This is a genomic window from Paracoccus aminophilus JCM 7686, assembly GCF_000444995.1.
GTDB classification, from domain to species: domain Bacteria; phylum Pseudomonadota; class Alphaproteobacteria; order Rhodobacterales; family Rhodobacteraceae; genus Paracoccus; species Paracoccus aminophilus.
This window is the reverse complement of the sequence record NC_022041.1, coordinates 619,574-634,431: the sequence shown is the minus strand read 5'-3', so window position 1 is coordinate 634,431 and position 14,858 is coordinate 619,574. Positions and strand designations below refer to the sequence as shown.

Annotated in this window: 15 protein-coding genes and 1 other RNA gene; 12 read left to right on the top strand and 4 right to left on the bottom strand. The window is 63.6% G+C overall.

What is annotated here, in order from left to right; genetic code table 11:
• The first annotated feature begins 158 nt into the window (after positions 1-158).
• The 8 genes from JCM7686_RS03185 to JCM7686_RS03155 all read left to right on the top strand — a co-directional run bounded on the left by JCM7686_RS03185 (position 159) and on the right by JCM7686_RS03155 (position 7,892).
• Positions 159-1,022: a hypothetical protein gene (locus JCM7686_RS03185; RefSeq protein WP_020949426.1), complete on the top strand. Its 864-nt coding sequence runs from the start codon at positions 159-161 to the stop codon at positions 1,020-1,022.
• A complete protein-coding gene (locus JCM7686_RS03180) occupies positions 1,022-1,954 on the top strand; it encodes a homoserine O-succinyltransferase (protein ID WP_020949425.1) in 933 nt (310 codons plus the stop codon). Before JCM7686_RS03185 ends, JCM7686_RS03180 begins: the two co-directional genes overlap by 1 nt.
• Before the next feature lie 2 nt (positions 1,955-1,956).
• Positions 1,957-2,847, top strand: coding sequence for a polyphosphate kinase 2 (ppk2, locus tag JCM7686_RS03175; RefSeq protein WP_020949424.1), 891 nt, complete (start codon positions 1,957-1,959; stop codon positions 2,845-2,847).
• A gap of 170 nt (positions 2,848-3,017) precedes the next feature.
• Complete coding sequence (locus tag JCM7686_RS03170) at positions 3,018-3,773, top strand: SDR family NAD(P)-dependent oxidoreductase (protein ID WP_020949423.1); 756 nt, start codon at positions 3,018-3,020, stop codon at positions 3,771-3,773.
• A gap of 98 nt (positions 3,774-3,871) precedes the next feature.
• Positions 3,872-4,912 carry an ABC transporter substrate-binding protein gene (locus JCM7686_RS03165; protein WP_020949422.1) on the top strand — a complete coding sequence of 347 codons (1,041 nt, stop codon included), beginning with the start codon at positions 3,872-3,874 and terminating at the stop codon, positions 4,910-4,912.
• Between the two features lie 89 nt (positions 4,913-5,001).
• Positions 5,002-6,114: an alpha/beta hydrolase gene (locus tag JCM7686_RS03160; protein WP_020949421.1), complete on the top strand. Its 1,113-nt coding sequence runs from the start codon at positions 5,002-5,004 to the stop codon at positions 6,112-6,114.
• A 58-nt stretch (positions 6,115-6,172) separates the two neighbouring features.
• Positions 6,173-6,527: a transfer-messenger RNA gene (gene ssrA / locus JCM7686_RS23830) on the top strand.
• 93 nt (positions 6,528-6,620) lie between these two features.
• Positions 6,621-7,892, top strand: coding sequence for a glutamate-5-semialdehyde dehydrogenase (locus JCM7686_RS03155; protein WP_020949420.1), 1,272 nt, complete (start codon positions 6,621-6,623; stop codon positions 7,890-7,892).
• A 43-nt stretch (positions 7,893-7,935) separates the two neighbouring features.
• Here the strand turns inward: JCM7686_RS03155 and JCM7686_RS03150 are convergent, their stop codons facing one another.
• Entirely contained in the window at positions 7,936-8,583 is a 648-nt protein-coding gene (locus JCM7686_RS03150; protein WP_020949419.1) for a histidine phosphotransferase family protein, read from the bottom strand.
• Between the two features lie 56 nt (positions 8,584-8,639).
• On the opposite strand from JCM7686_RS03150, the gene JCM7686_RS23825 reads away from it, so the two are divergent.
• The 3 genes from JCM7686_RS23825 (at position 8,640) to JCM7686_RS03140 (ending at position 10,592) form a co-directional block, all read left to right on the top strand.
• A complete protein-coding gene (locus JCM7686_RS23825; protein WP_084621019.1) occupies positions 8,640-8,816 on the top strand; it encodes a DUF3553 domain-containing protein in 177 nt (58 codons plus the stop codon).
• Positions 8,817-8,961: 145 nt separating this feature from the next.
• The gene (locus JCM7686_RS03145) at positions 8,962-9,741 is read left to right on the top strand and encodes a GNAT family N-acetyltransferase (RefSeq protein ID WP_020949418.1); all 780 of its coding nucleotides are present in this window, start codon (positions 8,962-8,964) and stop codon (positions 9,739-9,741) included.
• Positions 9,738-10,592: a lysophospholipid acyltransferase family protein gene (locus JCM7686_RS03140; RefSeq protein ID WP_020949417.1), complete on the top strand. Its 855-nt coding sequence runs from the start codon at positions 9,738-9,740 to the stop codon at positions 10,590-10,592. The genes JCM7686_RS03145 and JCM7686_RS03140 overlap by 4 nt, the downstream gene beginning before the upstream one ends.
• A 39-nt stretch (positions 10,593-10,631) precedes the next feature.
• Here JCM7686_RS03140 and JCM7686_RS03135 read toward each other — a convergent pair whose 3' ends face one another.
• The 3 genes from JCM7686_RS03135 to ubiE all read right to left on the bottom strand — a co-directional run bounded on the left by JCM7686_RS03135 (position 10,632) and on the right by ubiE (position 13,825).
• Complete coding sequence (locus tag JCM7686_RS03135; RefSeq protein WP_020949416.1) at positions 10,632-11,447, bottom strand: TIGR00282 family metallophosphoesterase; 816 nt, start codon at positions 11,445-11,447, stop codon at positions 10,632-10,634.
• A gap of 74 nt (positions 11,448-11,521) precedes the next feature.
• On the bottom strand, positions 11,522-13,057 hold the full coding sequence (ubiB, locus tag JCM7686_RS03130) for a 2-polyprenylphenol 6-hydroxylase (protein WP_020949415.1): 1,536 nt from the start codon (positions 13,055-13,057) through the stop codon (positions 11,522-11,524).
• Positions 13,058-13,060: 3 nt separating this feature from the next.
• On the bottom strand, positions 13,061-13,825 hold the full coding sequence (ubiE, locus tag JCM7686_RS03125; protein WP_020949413.1) for a bifunctional demethylmenaquinone methyltransferase/2-methoxy-6-polyprenyl-1,4-benzoquinol methylase UbiE: 765 nt from the start codon (positions 13,823-13,825) through the stop codon (positions 13,061-13,063).
• 76 nt (positions 13,826-13,901) lie between these two features.
• Here ubiE and mutM point away from each other — a divergent pair, with 76 nt between their 5' ends.
• Positions 13,902-14,747: a bifunctional DNA-formamidopyrimidine glycosylase/DNA-(apurinic or apyrimidinic site) lyase gene (mutM, locus tag JCM7686_RS03120; RefSeq protein WP_041527089.1), complete on the top strand. Its 846-nt coding sequence runs from the start codon at positions 13,902-13,904 to the stop codon at positions 14,745-14,747.
• Positions 14,748-14,858: the final 111 nt, after the last annotated feature.

The following is a 14,858-nucleotide window of genomic DNA, read 5'->3' as shown; positions in this document are numbered from 1 at the left end:
AACATCCCCGGCCCGGCGCCGCAGTGCAAGACGGACGGCGCAATCGGGCCGTGCAGATCAGACATGCAAAGCCAGCCTGTGCGCCGCCCCCTTTCCCTTTCCCCTCCCCGCGACTAACTATCTGACGATCTTCGAAAGGCGCGTCAGAGGGGGCAGGCATGATCTACCGGACCGGCAAGGACTGGCTGGCGGCACAGCAAAAGCGAGTGCTGTTTTTTGGCATGTCTGGCCTCGGCAAGACCTATCTCGCGACGATGCTGCGCGGAGCGGGAAGCTGGTTTCACTACTCGGTCGATTACCGCATCGGCACGCGCTATATGGGCGAGCTGATCGCCGACAACTTCAAGCGCGAGGCGATGAAGGTTCCCTTCCTGCGCGAGCTCCTGTTGTCGGATTCGGTCTATATCGGCTCGAACATCGCCTTTGAAAATCTCGCGCCGCTGTCCACCTATCTGGGCAAGCCCGGCAGCGTGACCAAGGGCGGCCTGCCCTTTGCCGAATATATGCGCCGCCAGAACGAGCATCGCAGCGCCGAGATCTCGGCCCTGCTCGATACGCCCCATTTCATCCGCCGCGCGCTCGACATCTACAACATCCCGCATTTCGTCTGCGATTCGGGCGGCTCGATCTGCGAGGTCGTCGATCCCTGGGCCGAGAGGGATCAGGTGCTCGATACGCTGGAGAGCAATCTCCTGATGGTCTGGATCAGGGGCTCTGAGGCGCATACCGCCGAGCTCGTCCGCCGTTTCGACCGCGCGCCGAAGCCGATGTATTACCAGCCCGAATTCCTCGACCGCGCCTGGACCGAATACCGCCTTGAACACGGGCTGACCGAGGAAGAGGTCAATCCCGATGACTTCATCCGCTGGACCTATGCCCGCGCGCTTGCCCATCGCCAGCCCCGCTACGAGGCGATGGCGCGGCGCGGGGTCACGCTTCTGGCCGAGGAAGTCGCCGAAATCCACACCCCAGACGATCTTGCCCAATTGATCGCCCGAGCCATTGATCGAAAGGAAAGCTGATGCCGATCACGCTCCATGAAGACCTGCCCGCCTACCGCATCCTGTCGGATGAGGGCGTCATGGTCATGTCGCCGGGGCGGGCCGCGATGCAGGATATCCGGCCCTTGCGGATCGGCCTGCTCAATCTGATGCCGAAGAAGATCCAGACGGAAAACCAGTTCGCCCGGCTGATCGGCGCGACGCCGCTCCAGCTGGATTTCCAACTGATCCGCATGACCGATCACGAATCGAAAAACACCGGCGCCGATCATATGGAGGCCTTTTACCGCACCTTTGCCGAGGTCGAGGCGGCGGGGACAAAGTTCGACGGGCTCATCATCACCGGCGCGCCGATCGAGCATCTGGCCTTCGAGGATGTGACCTATTGGGAAGAGCTGACCCGCGTCTTTGAATGGACGCAAAGCCATGTTCATTCGACCTTCGGCGTCTGCTGGGGAGGCATGGCGATGGCTTGGCATTTCCACGGGCTCCCGAAACATATGCTGACCGAAAAGGCCTTCGGCTGTTTCCGCCACGACAACCTTGCCCCTGCGAGCCATTATCTGCGCGGCTTTTCCGATGATGTGCTGGTCCCGGTCAGCCGCTGGACCGAGGTTCGTCAATCCGACATCGACACCCGCCCGGCGCTGAGCACGCTGATTGCCTCGAAGCAAACCGGACCCTGTCTGGTCGAGGATGCCGGCCATCGCGCACTCTATGTCTTCAACCATTTTGAATATGACAGCACGACGCTCAAAGACGAATATGACCGCGATGTCGGTTCCGGGAAACCGATTGAGGTCCCGGTGAATTACTATCCAGAGGATGATCCAAGCCGGACGCCGACCAACCGCTGGCGCAGCCATGCACATCTGCTTTACGGCAACTGGATCAACGAGATCTACCAGACCACCCCATTCGACATGAATGATATCGGGAAAGGACAGGGATAGAGATGCAGAAGGCCCCCAAGAACGACGCTGTGCCCTATGTTGGCCAGATCACCGATTACTTCGAGAAAGACGCGCCGAAAGCCCTGCGCAAGCTGATCGAGAAGGCGGGGCCGAAAGACATCATCGACCCGTCCTACCCCTATCGCGAGGTCATGTCCTCCAAGGACTATGACGCCCGGATGGAGGTGCTCCAGCAAGAGCTCGCGAAGATGATGTATGATCTCGTCGCGACCGGAAAGCGCCTTGCCGTGGTTTTCGAGGGCCGCGATGCGGCGGGCAAGGGCAGCACGATCGAGCGGGTGCGCGAGAACCTCAACCCGCGCGCCGCCTATATCGCGGCTCTGCCCAAACCGTCAGAGCGCGAGGCGACGCAATGGTATTTCCAGCGCTATACCGAATGGCTGCCGGCGGGGGGCGAGATCGTGCTCTTCGACCGCAGCTGGTATAACCGCGGCATCATCGAGCGCGTCTTCGGCTTCTCGACCGAGCATCAGCGCGATCTCTTCTTCCGACAGCTGCCCCATTACGAGGATATGCTGGTCTCGGACGGGATCGTGCTGGTGAAGCTCTGGCTCGAGGTCGGGCGCGGCGAGCAATTGCGCCGCTTCCTCGACCGCGAGCGCGAGCCGCTCAAGCAATGGAAACTTAGCTCGATCGACGTGCAGGGGCTTGGCAAATGGGGCGATTACACCCGCGCCATCCGCGACACGCTGACCCGCAGCCATACCGGGCTTGCGCCTTGGACCGTCATTCTCTCGAATGACAAGCGCCGCGCCCGCATCGCCGCGATCCAGTCGGTGCTGCATGCGATCGACTACAAGGGCAAGGACCCCGAAGTCATCGGCCAGCCCGACCGCAGCATCTGCGGCGGCCCGGAAAAGCTGCTCGACTGACGCCCTGCCCTCAAGGCCTCCCGCCCTGCCAAGGCGCACCGCGCGGATCTGCCTTGCGGGCCGCGCATTCCTTCCGCTCCCCTATCGGGTTGCACCTCGCGGCCCGCGCGGCTTTACTGCGCGTCAGCCGGTTCGCCGCCGGATCAGGAAAGCGGATCAAGGGGAAATCGATGCGATTGTCCGAAACTTGCGCCATCGTCACCGGTGGCGCATCCGGCCTTGGCGCGGCCACGGCCGAATATCTGCGCAAATCGGGAGCGCGGGTCGCGATCCTTGATCGTGATGCGCGCGGCGCCGATTTCGCCGAGATCATCGGTGCGGCCTTTTTCGAGACCGATGTCACGCAAGAAGACAGCACGCTGGCGGCGATGCGCGGCGCGCGCGCGGCGATGGGCCAGATCAATGTCTGCATCAATTGCGCCGGGATTATGACCGCCGCCAAAACGGTCAGCCAAGGCGCGGCCCATGATCTCGCGGTCTTTCGCCGCACGATCGAGGTCAATCTGGTCGGCACCTTCAACACCCTGCGCCTTGCCGCCGCCGAGATGGCCGCGAACCGTCCGAACCGCGACACCGGCGAGCGCGGCGTGATCGTCAACACCGCCTCGGTCGCGGCTTACGAGGGCCAGAAGGGCCAGGTCGCCTATGCCGCCTCGAAAGCGGCTGTAGCGGGCATGACCCTGCCCCTCGCCCGCGATCTGTCGGCCCAGAACATCCGGGTCTGCGCGATTGCGCCGGGCGTCTTTGGCACGCCGACGATGCGGGGGCTGCCGGGCTCGGTCCAGCAGGATCTGACCGCCGACATCCCCTATCCGCGCCGCATGGGCGAGCCGGTCGAGTTTGCCCGCCTTGTCGGCACGATCATCGAAACCGCCTATCTCAACGGCGAAGTCATCCGGCTGGACGGCGCCTTGCGCATGGGCTGACCCAAAGGTCACCCCAAAGGTCGTGAAACCGGCTTGCGAGCTGTCATGGCGGGGGGTAGCGTTCGAGGCGATCCCTTGCTCTGAAAGGCCCCTCGCCCATGACCTTCCTTCGCTCCACTGCCCTGCTCTTTGCCCTCGCGGCACCGGCATTCGCAGCAGATCCCGAATTGACCGTCTTTGACTGGGCGGGTTTCGAAGAGCCCGTGATTTTCCAGGGCTATATCGACAAATACGGCCAGCCCCCGACCTTCGCCTTCTATGGCGCGGATGACGAGGCCTTCCAGAAGATCGCCTCGGGCTTCAAGGCCGATGTCGCCCATCCCTGCAGCCAGATGGTCTCGAAATACCGCGATGCCGGGCTGATCGAGCCTTGGGACACGTCGAAGATCCCGGCCTTCAAGGACATCGACCCGAAATTCCTCGATTCCAAAGTGTTCAAGGACGATCAGGGCGTCTGGTATATCCCGACCGACTGGGGCGCGACCGCGATCGCCTATAACAAGGACAAGGTCCCGGCCGAGGATGTGAGCACGCTTCAGGTCTTTGTGAACCCGAAATACGAGGGCCGGACCTCGCTGCCGAACAGCTCGGATGATGTCTGGGCGCTTGGCTATCTGGCGACCGGCACGACCGATTGGACCAATGTCACCGACGAGCAGTTCAACAAGGCCGCCGCTTGGCTGCGCGAGGCCAACAAGAACGTCGCCGCCTATTGGGCCGATCCCTCGGAGCAGGCGCAGCTCATGGCCTCGGGCGCGGTCGATGTCGCTTGGTCGTGGAATGACGGCGTCGTCTATCTGCAAAACGACAATTATCCGGTCGGCTTCCAGCGCGCCCCCAAAGAGGGCTCGTCGACCTTCTTCTGCGGCTATGTGAAGCTGAAGAACGGCACCGGCAAAAGCGAAAAGGCCTATGATTTCATCAATGCCTGGCTCGAGCCGCGCTCGGCGAAAGGCCTGCTCGACACGATCGGTTATGGCCATACCTCGACCGTCGCCATGGAGACGATCAAGGATGAGCCTGCGGTGAAAGAGGGCCTCTCGGATATCGACGCGCCGATCCTCGCCCAGACGCCGAACTCGCCCGAGCAGCGCCAGCGCCAGCTCGCCGAATTCGAAAAGATCAAGGCGGGCTTCTGAGCCCGTCCCGCCCTGCACCCCGCCACTTTGACGTGGCGGGGCCTGCGTTTCCGCCCCTTTTGCGCGACCCTGCGCGCGCGACGAGCCCGATGCCCCATCCCGAGACCCCTGCCCGGCGGCTGGCCCTTTACGCCGCGGCTCTTCTTTGCCTCAGCGCGTTTGGCGCTGTCGCGCAATCACGCCCTCAGGTCGTGATCGGCGGGCCCGACATCAGCCGCGACATGTTCCCCGAAATCCATGCCGATTTCCCGAATGGCGTGCGGGTGCTGCCCAATGTGACCTTCTGGTCGCCGCAGGGGTTCCGCCCGCTGACGATGGATATCTACCAGCCCCCGCCCGAGGTGCCGCGGCCCAAGACCGGCTGGCCCATGCTGATGTTCATTCACGGCGGCGGCTGGATTGGCGGGAATTCGCATTACAGCAATCCGATTGCCGATTTCCCCGAGCTTCTCGCCGCAATTTCGGCGCGCGGCTATGTCGTCACGGCGGTCAATTACCGTCTGAGCAATGAGGCGAAATGGCCCGCTCAGGCGCAAGACATCAAGGCGGCGATCCGGTTTTTGCGCGCGAAAGCGGGCCTTTACGGCGTTGACCCTGCGCGGTTTGCGGTCTGGGGCCTCTCGGCAGGCGGCCAGCTTGCCGCCGTCGCCGCCACCACCTGCGGGCTCAGCGAGCTGCAACCGACCGGGCAATATCTGCCCGAGCTGCCACCGCCGCCGCCTCAGGCCAGCACCGATGCGACGCCCGCCCCCGGCACGCGTGTGTCAAACCATGATTGCGTGCAGGCGGCGATTGGCTGGTATGGCGTTTATGACATGTCCACCCTGACCGCGCAGGCCCGGCTGGCGGGCGCCATGTCGCGCGAAGATCCCGGCGCGCCCGAGTGGCGGCTGCTGGGTTGCATGGGCGAGGGCTGTAATCCCGAGAAAATCGCCACCGCCAGCGCCATGCAAAGCCTCAGCTTCGATGCCCCGCCGATGCAGCTAGTGGCCGGCGACAGCGACAAGGTCGTGCCCCCGGCACAAACGCTTGAATTCGCGGGTGCGCTGGCCTCGGCTGGGATCGACCATGAGGTGACGATCATCAAAGGCGTCGGGCATAATTTCTCGGGCTCGGACCCGTCGCAGACCCAGAAAGCCACGCAGCAGGCCTTGGACGAGATGCTGGCCTTCCTTGAGCGCTATCTGCCGCCCCAGCCGTGAGCTCTCCCGGCGCGGTGTCGCGCTGCGGGCCCTCCCCGCCCGCAAAATCCCGCCGGGCGATCTTGCAGCCGCGAAAACTCCGTCCTATATTCAACCTGTTCGGGCTTGCTCGGACTATGGGCATAAACGCGCATGTAATAAGCGGATCGGACCCGGGGGCGGTACCCGGCGACTCCACCAAAACTCCCTCGTTGGGGGCAAATGGGGTCGAAACAGGATCGACGAACGTCTAAAGATGTAAGCTTTGTCTCGGTGAGCTACCACCGTCATCGGTGCAAATTGTACAGTTGCCAACGACAACCGTGCTCCGGTCGCTCTGGCTGCGTAAGCAGTTCGAGAGATCGAAACTTAAGTCCTTGCGCTTAGCCGCGTAAGGCGGGGCCCGCAGGAGCCTGGCAACAGAATCCTGCACCTTCCCCTCTCATCGCTGGTCCCCTTTGCTGCTGCCTTTTCTCTGGCTTTCGCGGCGCGCCCCGCCTATTTCAGGGGCCATAGGAGTAACCACGATGAATGACCTGACCCAGTCCGATGCCGATGCGCTGATCGCCAAGCTTGGTGCAGATGCGCGCGCGGCCGCGGCGGTGCTGGCGGAAACCAGCGCCGAGCGCAAACATGCAGCCCTGATCGGGGCGGCGGATGCGTTGAAAGCGGCCGAAGATGCGATTCTCGATGCAAATGCCGAGGATCTCGTGTTTGGCGAGGAAAAGGGTCTGCCACCAGCGATGATCGACCGTCTGAAGCTTGACCCCGCGCGCATCCGCGCCATGGCCGAGGGTCTGCGCGCGGTGGCCGAACAGCCCGATCCGGTCGGCAAGGTGCTGGCGGAATGGGACCGTCCGAACGGGCTGCATATCCAGCGCGTCGCGACGCCGCTTGGCGTCATCGGCGTGATCTATGAAAGCCGCCCGAATGTGACGGCGGATGCGGCGGCGTTGGCGTTGAAATCCGGCAATGCCGTGATCTTGCGCGGCGGTTCGGAAAGCCTGAACTCGGCGACCGCAATTCATGCCTGTCTGATGCAGGGCCTGCGTCAGGCCGGACTGCCCGAAGCCGCGATCCAGATGATCCCGACCCGCGACCGTGCGGCGGTGGGGGCGATGCTGCGCGCGCAGGGGTTGATCGACGTGATCGTGCCGCGCGGCGGCAAGGGACTTGTCGGACGCGTTCAGGCCGAGGCCCGCGTGCCGGTCTTTGCCCATCTCGAAGGCATCTGCCATGTCTATGCGGACGCCGACGCCGATCTCGAAAAGGCGCGGCGCGTGATCGTCAATGCCAAGGCGCGGCGGACCGGGATCTGCGGCTCGGCGGAATGCCTGCTGATCGACTGGAAGTTCTACACCAAACATGGCGCCGTGCTGATCGAGGATCTGCTGGCCGCCGGTGTCGAGGTTCGTGCCGAGGGTGAGCTTGCGAAAATCCCCGGCACGGTGAAAGCCAGCCCCGAGGATTTCGGCCGCGAATATCTCGATATGATCATCGCGGCAAAACTGGTCGATGGCGTCGATGAGGCGATCGACCATATCCGCCGCTATGGCTCGGGTCACACCGAGGCGATCCTGACCGAGAATGATGCGACCGGCGACCGCTTCTTCAAGCGGCTCGACAGCGCCATCCTGATGCGCAATGCCTCGACGCAATTCGCGGATGGCGGCGAGTTCGGCATGGGGGCGGAAATCGGCATCGCCACCGGCAAGATGCATGCGCGCGGCCCGGTCGGTGCCGAGCAATTGACCAGCTTCAAATATCTGGTCACCGGCGATGGCACGATCCGCGCCTGATCCCTTCGCAGGAACCGCCCGGGCAAAACCGGGCGGTTTTTGCTCAGAACGAGATCTCTCCGCCGTTCTCGTCCAGCTCCCACATCAGATTGCGTCCCGCCTCATGGGCGAAGCTCGCCATGAGCCCGAAATGGACATCAGGCGGCTGCAACATGGGCAGAGCATGGGATTTTCCGCCATCGAGCCAGGCCCAGAGCGCGGGATCCGTCTTGATCCGCGTCGCCTCGGCGACCAGCCGCCACCCCGAGGCGGCGCGACAGATCAGCACACGCCCTCCCCAAGGCATCGCCGTCTCGAAGCACATCAGCGCCAGCATAATAAGCCGGCCATCGGTGCGCGGCAAATCGCCCTCAGCCTCGAAGCGGATTCGAATACGACCGTTGCGGTCAAAGGTTTCAAGCAGGCTCGCAAGCTCGTTGCGACCAATGCGCTGTTCCGAAGAGGTGTGGCCAAAAGCCATCCTGAACAGGCTAATGCGGTTTCGCGCCGCATCTACGCTTTCCGAAATGAGCTGCAACTCCGAGCTTTGGCCGATGCCCGGAAATTCACCAGACAGCTGCAAAAGCTCTACCCCATTGCCAATAGCGCCGAGGGGAGAGATCAGATCGTGACACAGGCGAGAACCGACAAGAGCTGCAAAATGTTCCGACAGACCCTCTTCGGCCTGTTTGCAGATCGTCCCGGCTGACATTGTCTCATACTCCTTTACGCTCTAAATCTTGAAAATCAAACGGACGGGGCAGATAGATGAATGAGATACTGGAACCGGGCATGCTGGTCCGGCATCCCGCTGCCCCTGACTGGGGAATCGGGCAAGTGCAATCGAGGGTTGGAGATCGCGTGACGGTAAATTTTGAAAATGTTGGAAAAAGAGTCATCGACGGTAGCCGCGTCACACTCATCCTCATTTCGCTTACCCCATGATATTCCATCACTTAAGCGTGATTTCACCTCACGGGATAGTCAATTTGAATGTTATCAACTTCAACACGAAAACATCTGTGAGGTTGAAATGTCACACTCGCCAATGCCGCCGCGCTTTCACCCCTGACCGGAAGACCACAAGCCGATGACGCCTGACACTTCGTATTTCGAGACCCGGCTTGCCACCTCCGAGGCCGATCTTCTGGGCGCCCAACGCCTGCGCTACCGCGTCTTCGTCGAAGAGCTCGGCGCGGATGGGCTGATGGTCGATCACACGAACCGCTTTGAGCGCGATGAATTCGATCCGATCGTCGATCACCTCGTGCTGATCGACCGCCGCCGCTCGGAGGCCGATCTCGAACATATCGTCGGCGTCTATCGGCTGCTGCCCGGGGCGCGGGCCGAGGCTTTCGGGCGCTTTTACTGCGATAGCGAATATGACCTGTCCTCGCTACGCGCCTCGGGGCGTCCGCTGCTCGAGCTCGGCCGCTCCTGCGTCGATCTCGATTATCGCGGCGGCTCGGGCATGTTTTTGATGTGGAATGCGCTGGCCGATTATGTGCTGCGCAACCAGATCGAGCTGCTGTTCGGCGTGGCCTCGTTCCACGGCCTTGACGCGCAGGCCTTAGCGCAACCGCTGAGCTGGCTGCATCACAACCATCTCGCGCCCGAAGGGCTGCGCCCGGTCGCACTGGCCTCGGGTTATCAGAGCATGGATCTTTTGCCTGCCGCCGATTTGGACCGACGCAGCGCGATGCTGGCGTTGCCACCCTTGCTCAAGGCCTATCTGCGTCTGGGCGGGACGGTGGGCGAAGGTGCCTTCCTTGACCACGAATTCAACACCACCGACGTGCTTTTGGTCGTGGACACGGAATCCATGTCGGTGAAACATCGCCGCTTCTACGAGGGTCGCACGCAGGGATGAGCGAGGCCCCCCGCACCGCCGCAACCTGGTTGGGCGACGACCAGCCCGCGCCCTTGCCGCGCCCCTCGGCGCTTGGCTGGGCGCTGGTCGTGCTGCGTGGCCTGCCGATCATCCTGACGCTTGTGCTGGGCGTGCTGTTTCTGCTGCCGCTGCGCCTGATCGAGCGGCTGTTCACCGGGCCGCGCCGTCCCGTGACGGGCCCTTGGGTGCAGGGCGTCTGCCGGATCTGTCTGTTCTTCATGGGGCTGCGCTGGCGGCGTGTTGGCCGACCGATGAAGGGCGCAGGCGCGGCGGTCGCAAACCATGCAAGCTGGCTCGACATCCTTGTGCTCAATGCCGCGATGCCGGTCTTCTTCGTCTCGAAATCCGAGGTCGCGAGCTGGCCGGGGATCAATATCCTGACCCGCGTCACCAATACCCATTTCGTGACCCGCGATCCGAAACTCGCGCGCCAGCAGGCCGAGGAATTCGCCGAGCGCACCCGCGCCGGGCATCGCCTGCTCTTCTTTCCCGAGGGCACGAGCAGCGACAGCCAGCGCGTCCTGCCCTTCAAACCAACGCTCTTTCAGGGCTTTCTCGACCCGGCCCTGCCGCCCGATCTGGCGATCCAGCCCGTCACCGCCTGCTATCAAGCGCCGCCGGGCGAGGATCCGCGGTTCTATGGCTGGTGGGGCAATCTTGAGCTCGGGCCGCATCTGCTGGCGGTGCTGTCGCGACCGCGTCAGGGCGCGGTCACGGTGATTTTGCATCCGCCGATCCCGGTCGCCGGAGAAAGCCGCAAGACGCTGTCGGCCAAAGCCGAGGCTGCAGTGCGCAGCGGCTTTCTGCCCGATCCCAAAGCCAAAGCCTGACCAGAAGCGGATGGCGGGCCGCGAACGGCCCGATCCCGATCAGAGCGCCGGAGCCTGTTGCAACCGTCCGCCGCGCCGCACCGGCTGGATCGAGGTCGCAAGCCCGGTGCGGTCATTCGTCGTGACCAGCACACCGCACAGCGTCGCCTCGCCCTCCGCCGGAGAGAAGCGCTCGCGCGTCATGCCGGTCAGGAAGCGACGCATCGGCTCGGCTTTGTCCATGCCGATGATGCTGTCGTAATCGCCGCACATGCCCGCATCGCTCAGATAGCCCGTGCCGCGCGGCAGGATCTGCGCATCCGCCGTCGGGACATGGGTATGGGTGCCGACGACAAGGCTGGCGCGTCCGTCGCAATAATGCCCGATCGCCATTTTCTCGCTGGTCGCCTCGGCATGGATATCGACCACCGCCGCCTGCACCAGCCCGCCCGAAGGATGGGCGCGCAGAACCGTATCGAGTGCCGAGAACGGATCGTCGAAGGGCCGCTTCATAAAGACCTGCCCCAGCGCCTGCGTGACCAGGATCTTGCGGCCCTGTGTCGCCTCGAAGACGCGAAAGCCCCGGCCTGGCGCCTCTTTGGCAAAGTTCAGCGGCCGAATGATGCGCGGCTCGGTCTCGATGAAAGAGAGCATCTCTTTCTGATCGAACGCATGATCGCCAAGCGTGATGCAATCGGCTCCGGCCTCGAGAATCAGCTTGGCATGGCCGCCCGTCAGCCCCATGCCGCCGCTGGCGTTCTCGCCGTTGACTATCGTGAAGTCGACCCGAAGTTCTTGCTTCAGGCCGGCCAGCCCTTCGGTGATGGCGCGGCGCCCGGCGCGGCCCATCACATCGCCCAAATAGAGAATTTTCATTCGGAAATCGTTAGGCCAAAGGCAAGATCCGCTCAACCCCCGCCAGCATGAGAGTGCGCCGGTCGGGCTGGAAATCAGCCGAGCCAGACCCCGACCGCAACTCCAGCGAGAGCAATCGCCGCCCCCGAAAGCAAAAGCGCGAGTTTCGGGCGCAGAGTTTCGCGCGGCGCCTCTTGCGGACCCGCACGCAGCAATTCGCCCAGACGCCGCTCGACCACCTCGGGAATCAATGGGCCATAGCGCCCCAAAGCCTGCACCACGCGGATGCCGTCGCGCAGCATGGCGCGCGGCCCGAGATTGTCCTTCACATAGGCCTCGACCACCGGACGCGCGACCTGCCACATATTGATCTGCGGATCGAGCGAGCGCGCGACGCCCTCGACCACGACCATGGTGCGTTGCAGCAAGATCAGCTCGGTGCGGGTCTGCATCCCGAAACGCTCGGTCACCTCGAAGAGATGGCCGAGAAGATTGGCCATCGAGATCCGGCTGGCATCCGCCCCGAAAATCGGCTCGCCGACGGCCCGCAACGCGCGCGCGAATTCGTCGCGGTCACGGTCGGCGGGGACATAGCCTGCCTCGAAATGGACGCGGGCGACGAGATCGTAATCGCGGCGGATGAAGCCGATCAGGATCTCGGCATAGACCCGGCGGGCATAGGCGTCGATCTCGCCCATGATGCCGAAATCATAGACGATGATATCGCCATTGGGCGCGACCTTGAGGTTGCCCTGATGCATATCGCCGTGGAAATAGCCGTCGCGCAGGGCATGGGTCAAAAACATCTGCAGGACGCGCTGGCCGATCGCCGCGGTATCATGGCCCGCCGCTTGCAGGGCCGCGATATCGCCCATCGGCAGGCCCTCGGCCCAATCGCTGGTCAGGACGCGGCGCGCGGTCATGCTCCAGGCGGGAAGCGGCACGGAAATGCCCTTGTCCTTGGCGACATGTTCCGCGAATTCCGAGGCAGAGGCCGCTTCAAGCCGCAAATCCAGCTCGCCATTGACCACCGATTCGAAATGGCTGACGACATCGCGCGGCCGCAGACGACGGCTTGCGGGCAGCAGCATCTCCATGACGCTGGCGGCGAAATGGAAGGCGTCGATGTCGCGCCGGAAGGCGGCTTCAATGCCCGGACGCAGCACCTTCACCGCGACCTCGCGGCCATTGTCGGCGCGGCGCGCGCGGTGGACCTGCGCGATCGAGGCCGCAGCCACGGGGGCCGAAAACTCGGCATAAAGTTCCGAGACCGGCATCCCGATCTCGGCCAGAATCGTCTCTTTGGCGATCTCGGTCGGGAAAGGCGGGAGGCTGTCTTGCAACATGCGCAGCTGATCGGCGAGCTCGACGCCGACGACATCGGGCCGCGTCGACATGATCTGGCCGAATTTGATATAGGCCGGCCCAAGCGCGGTGATCGCGCGCGTCAGCGACGGCAAGTTCGGATCGCCCTTGTAGCCAAGCCAGGCGAAAGGCCAGCCCAGAACCCGCGCGGCAATGCGCAGGCTCGCCGGGGCGTTCATCGCATCAAGGGCGACTTTCATCGCGCCGGTCCGCTCGAAGGTCGCGCCCGTTCGGATCAGGCGCCAGATATTATGCGGTCCGCGCATGGATCAGAGCTTCCAGCCGCTGTGCAGCGCGGCGATCCCCATCGAGAGGTTGCGCCATTGCACGCGCCCGAAACCGGCCTCGCGGATCATCGTGGCGAACGTGTCCTGATCGGGAAATTTGCGGATCGATTCGACGAGATATTGATAGCTCTCGCGGTCGCCCGCGATCATCCGACCCATCTCGGGGATGACGTTGAAGGAATAGCGATCATAGGCCCATTGCAAGGCCGGAACCGGCATCTGGCTGAATTCGAGCACGACGAGCCGCCCGCCGGGCCGCAAGACGCGGTAGGCTTCCTTCAGCGCATCCGGGATCCGGGTGACGTTGCGGATGCCAAAGCTGATCGTGTAGCGGTCAAAGCTGTTGTCGGGGAACGGCAGAGCCATCGCATCGCCCGTGACCCAAGACAGCCGATCGGCGAGCCGCCCGGCCTCGGCGCGTTTGCGGCCCTCGACCAACATGCTCTCGGTCATATCGCAGACGGTGACGCTGGCACCGGGCGCGCGTTGCAGGAAGCGGAAGGCAATATCGCCGGTGCCACCCGCGACATCGAGCAGTTTCTGGCCGTCGCGCGGGGCCAGCCAATCCATCAGCGCGGTCTTCCACAGCCGATGAATGCCCATGCTCATCGCATCATTCATCACATCATAGCGCGAGGCTACGCTGGAGAAGACGCCATGGACCAGCCCGGCCTTGTCTTCCTCGGCGACGGTGCGAAAACCGAAATGGGTTTCCTTGCGGTCATTCTCGCGGTCGTTCTTGGTCATCTTGCTTGCCGTTCGCTGCTTTCGCGCCCAGTTAATGGAGAACTGCGCGCCGCACCATGCGACGAATGAGGAAAGAATGCCAGAACTGCCAGAGGTCGAAACCGTCCGTCGCGGGCTTCTGCCCCATCTTGAGGGACGCATCATCACCCGCGCCGAGGCCCGCCGCCCCGACCTGCGCCGCCCCCTGCCCCCGGATCTGGTGCAGGTGCTGACAGGTGCGCGGGTGCTGACGCTGCGGCGGCGCTCGAAATATCTGCTCGCCGATCTGCAAGACCGCGGCACGTTGCTGGTCCATCTGGGCATGTCGGGCCGCATGGTGGTCGAGGGGCGCGGCATGGCCGATGTCCACCGCGATCATGCGATCCTCGCGCGTCACGATCATGTCGTCTTTGAAAACGACCTCGGCACCACCATCACCTTCAATGATGCGCGTCGATTCGGCATGGTCGATCTGATCCGCCCCGGCGCGGAAGAGGCGCTGTTCGCAGGTCTCGGCCCCGAGCCTTTGACCGACGAATTCACCGGCGCGGTTCTGGCTGCTGCGCTTTCGGGGCGCTCGACCCCGATCAAGGCGGCGCTTCTGGATCAGCGTATCGTGGCGGGGTTGGGCAATATCTATGTCTCCGAATCGCTCTATCGCGCCGGGATCGACCCGCGCACCCTGTCGGGCGCGCTCAAGGCCCCGCAGGTCGCGGCGCTGGTCGGCCATATCAAGGATGTGCTGACCGAGGCGATTGCGGCAGGCGGCTCGTCCTTGCGCGATCACCGGCAGGCGACGGGCGAGCTTGGCTATTTCCAGCACGCCTTCCGCGTCTATGGCCGCGAGGGCGAGCCCTGCCCGACCCCCGGCTGTACCGGCGTGATCGCACGCATCACCCAGTCCGGCCGGTCCAGCTTTTTCTGCCCGATTTGCCAGCGCTAGCCAATTTATCACGCTGCTGTTAGGACTCGCGCGAAGTTTTGCGGTCCTGCCAGACCGCTGTCGAGCGGCCGGAGCAATCCGGCCGGCATTTTGTGGAAAGGCAATGTCCCG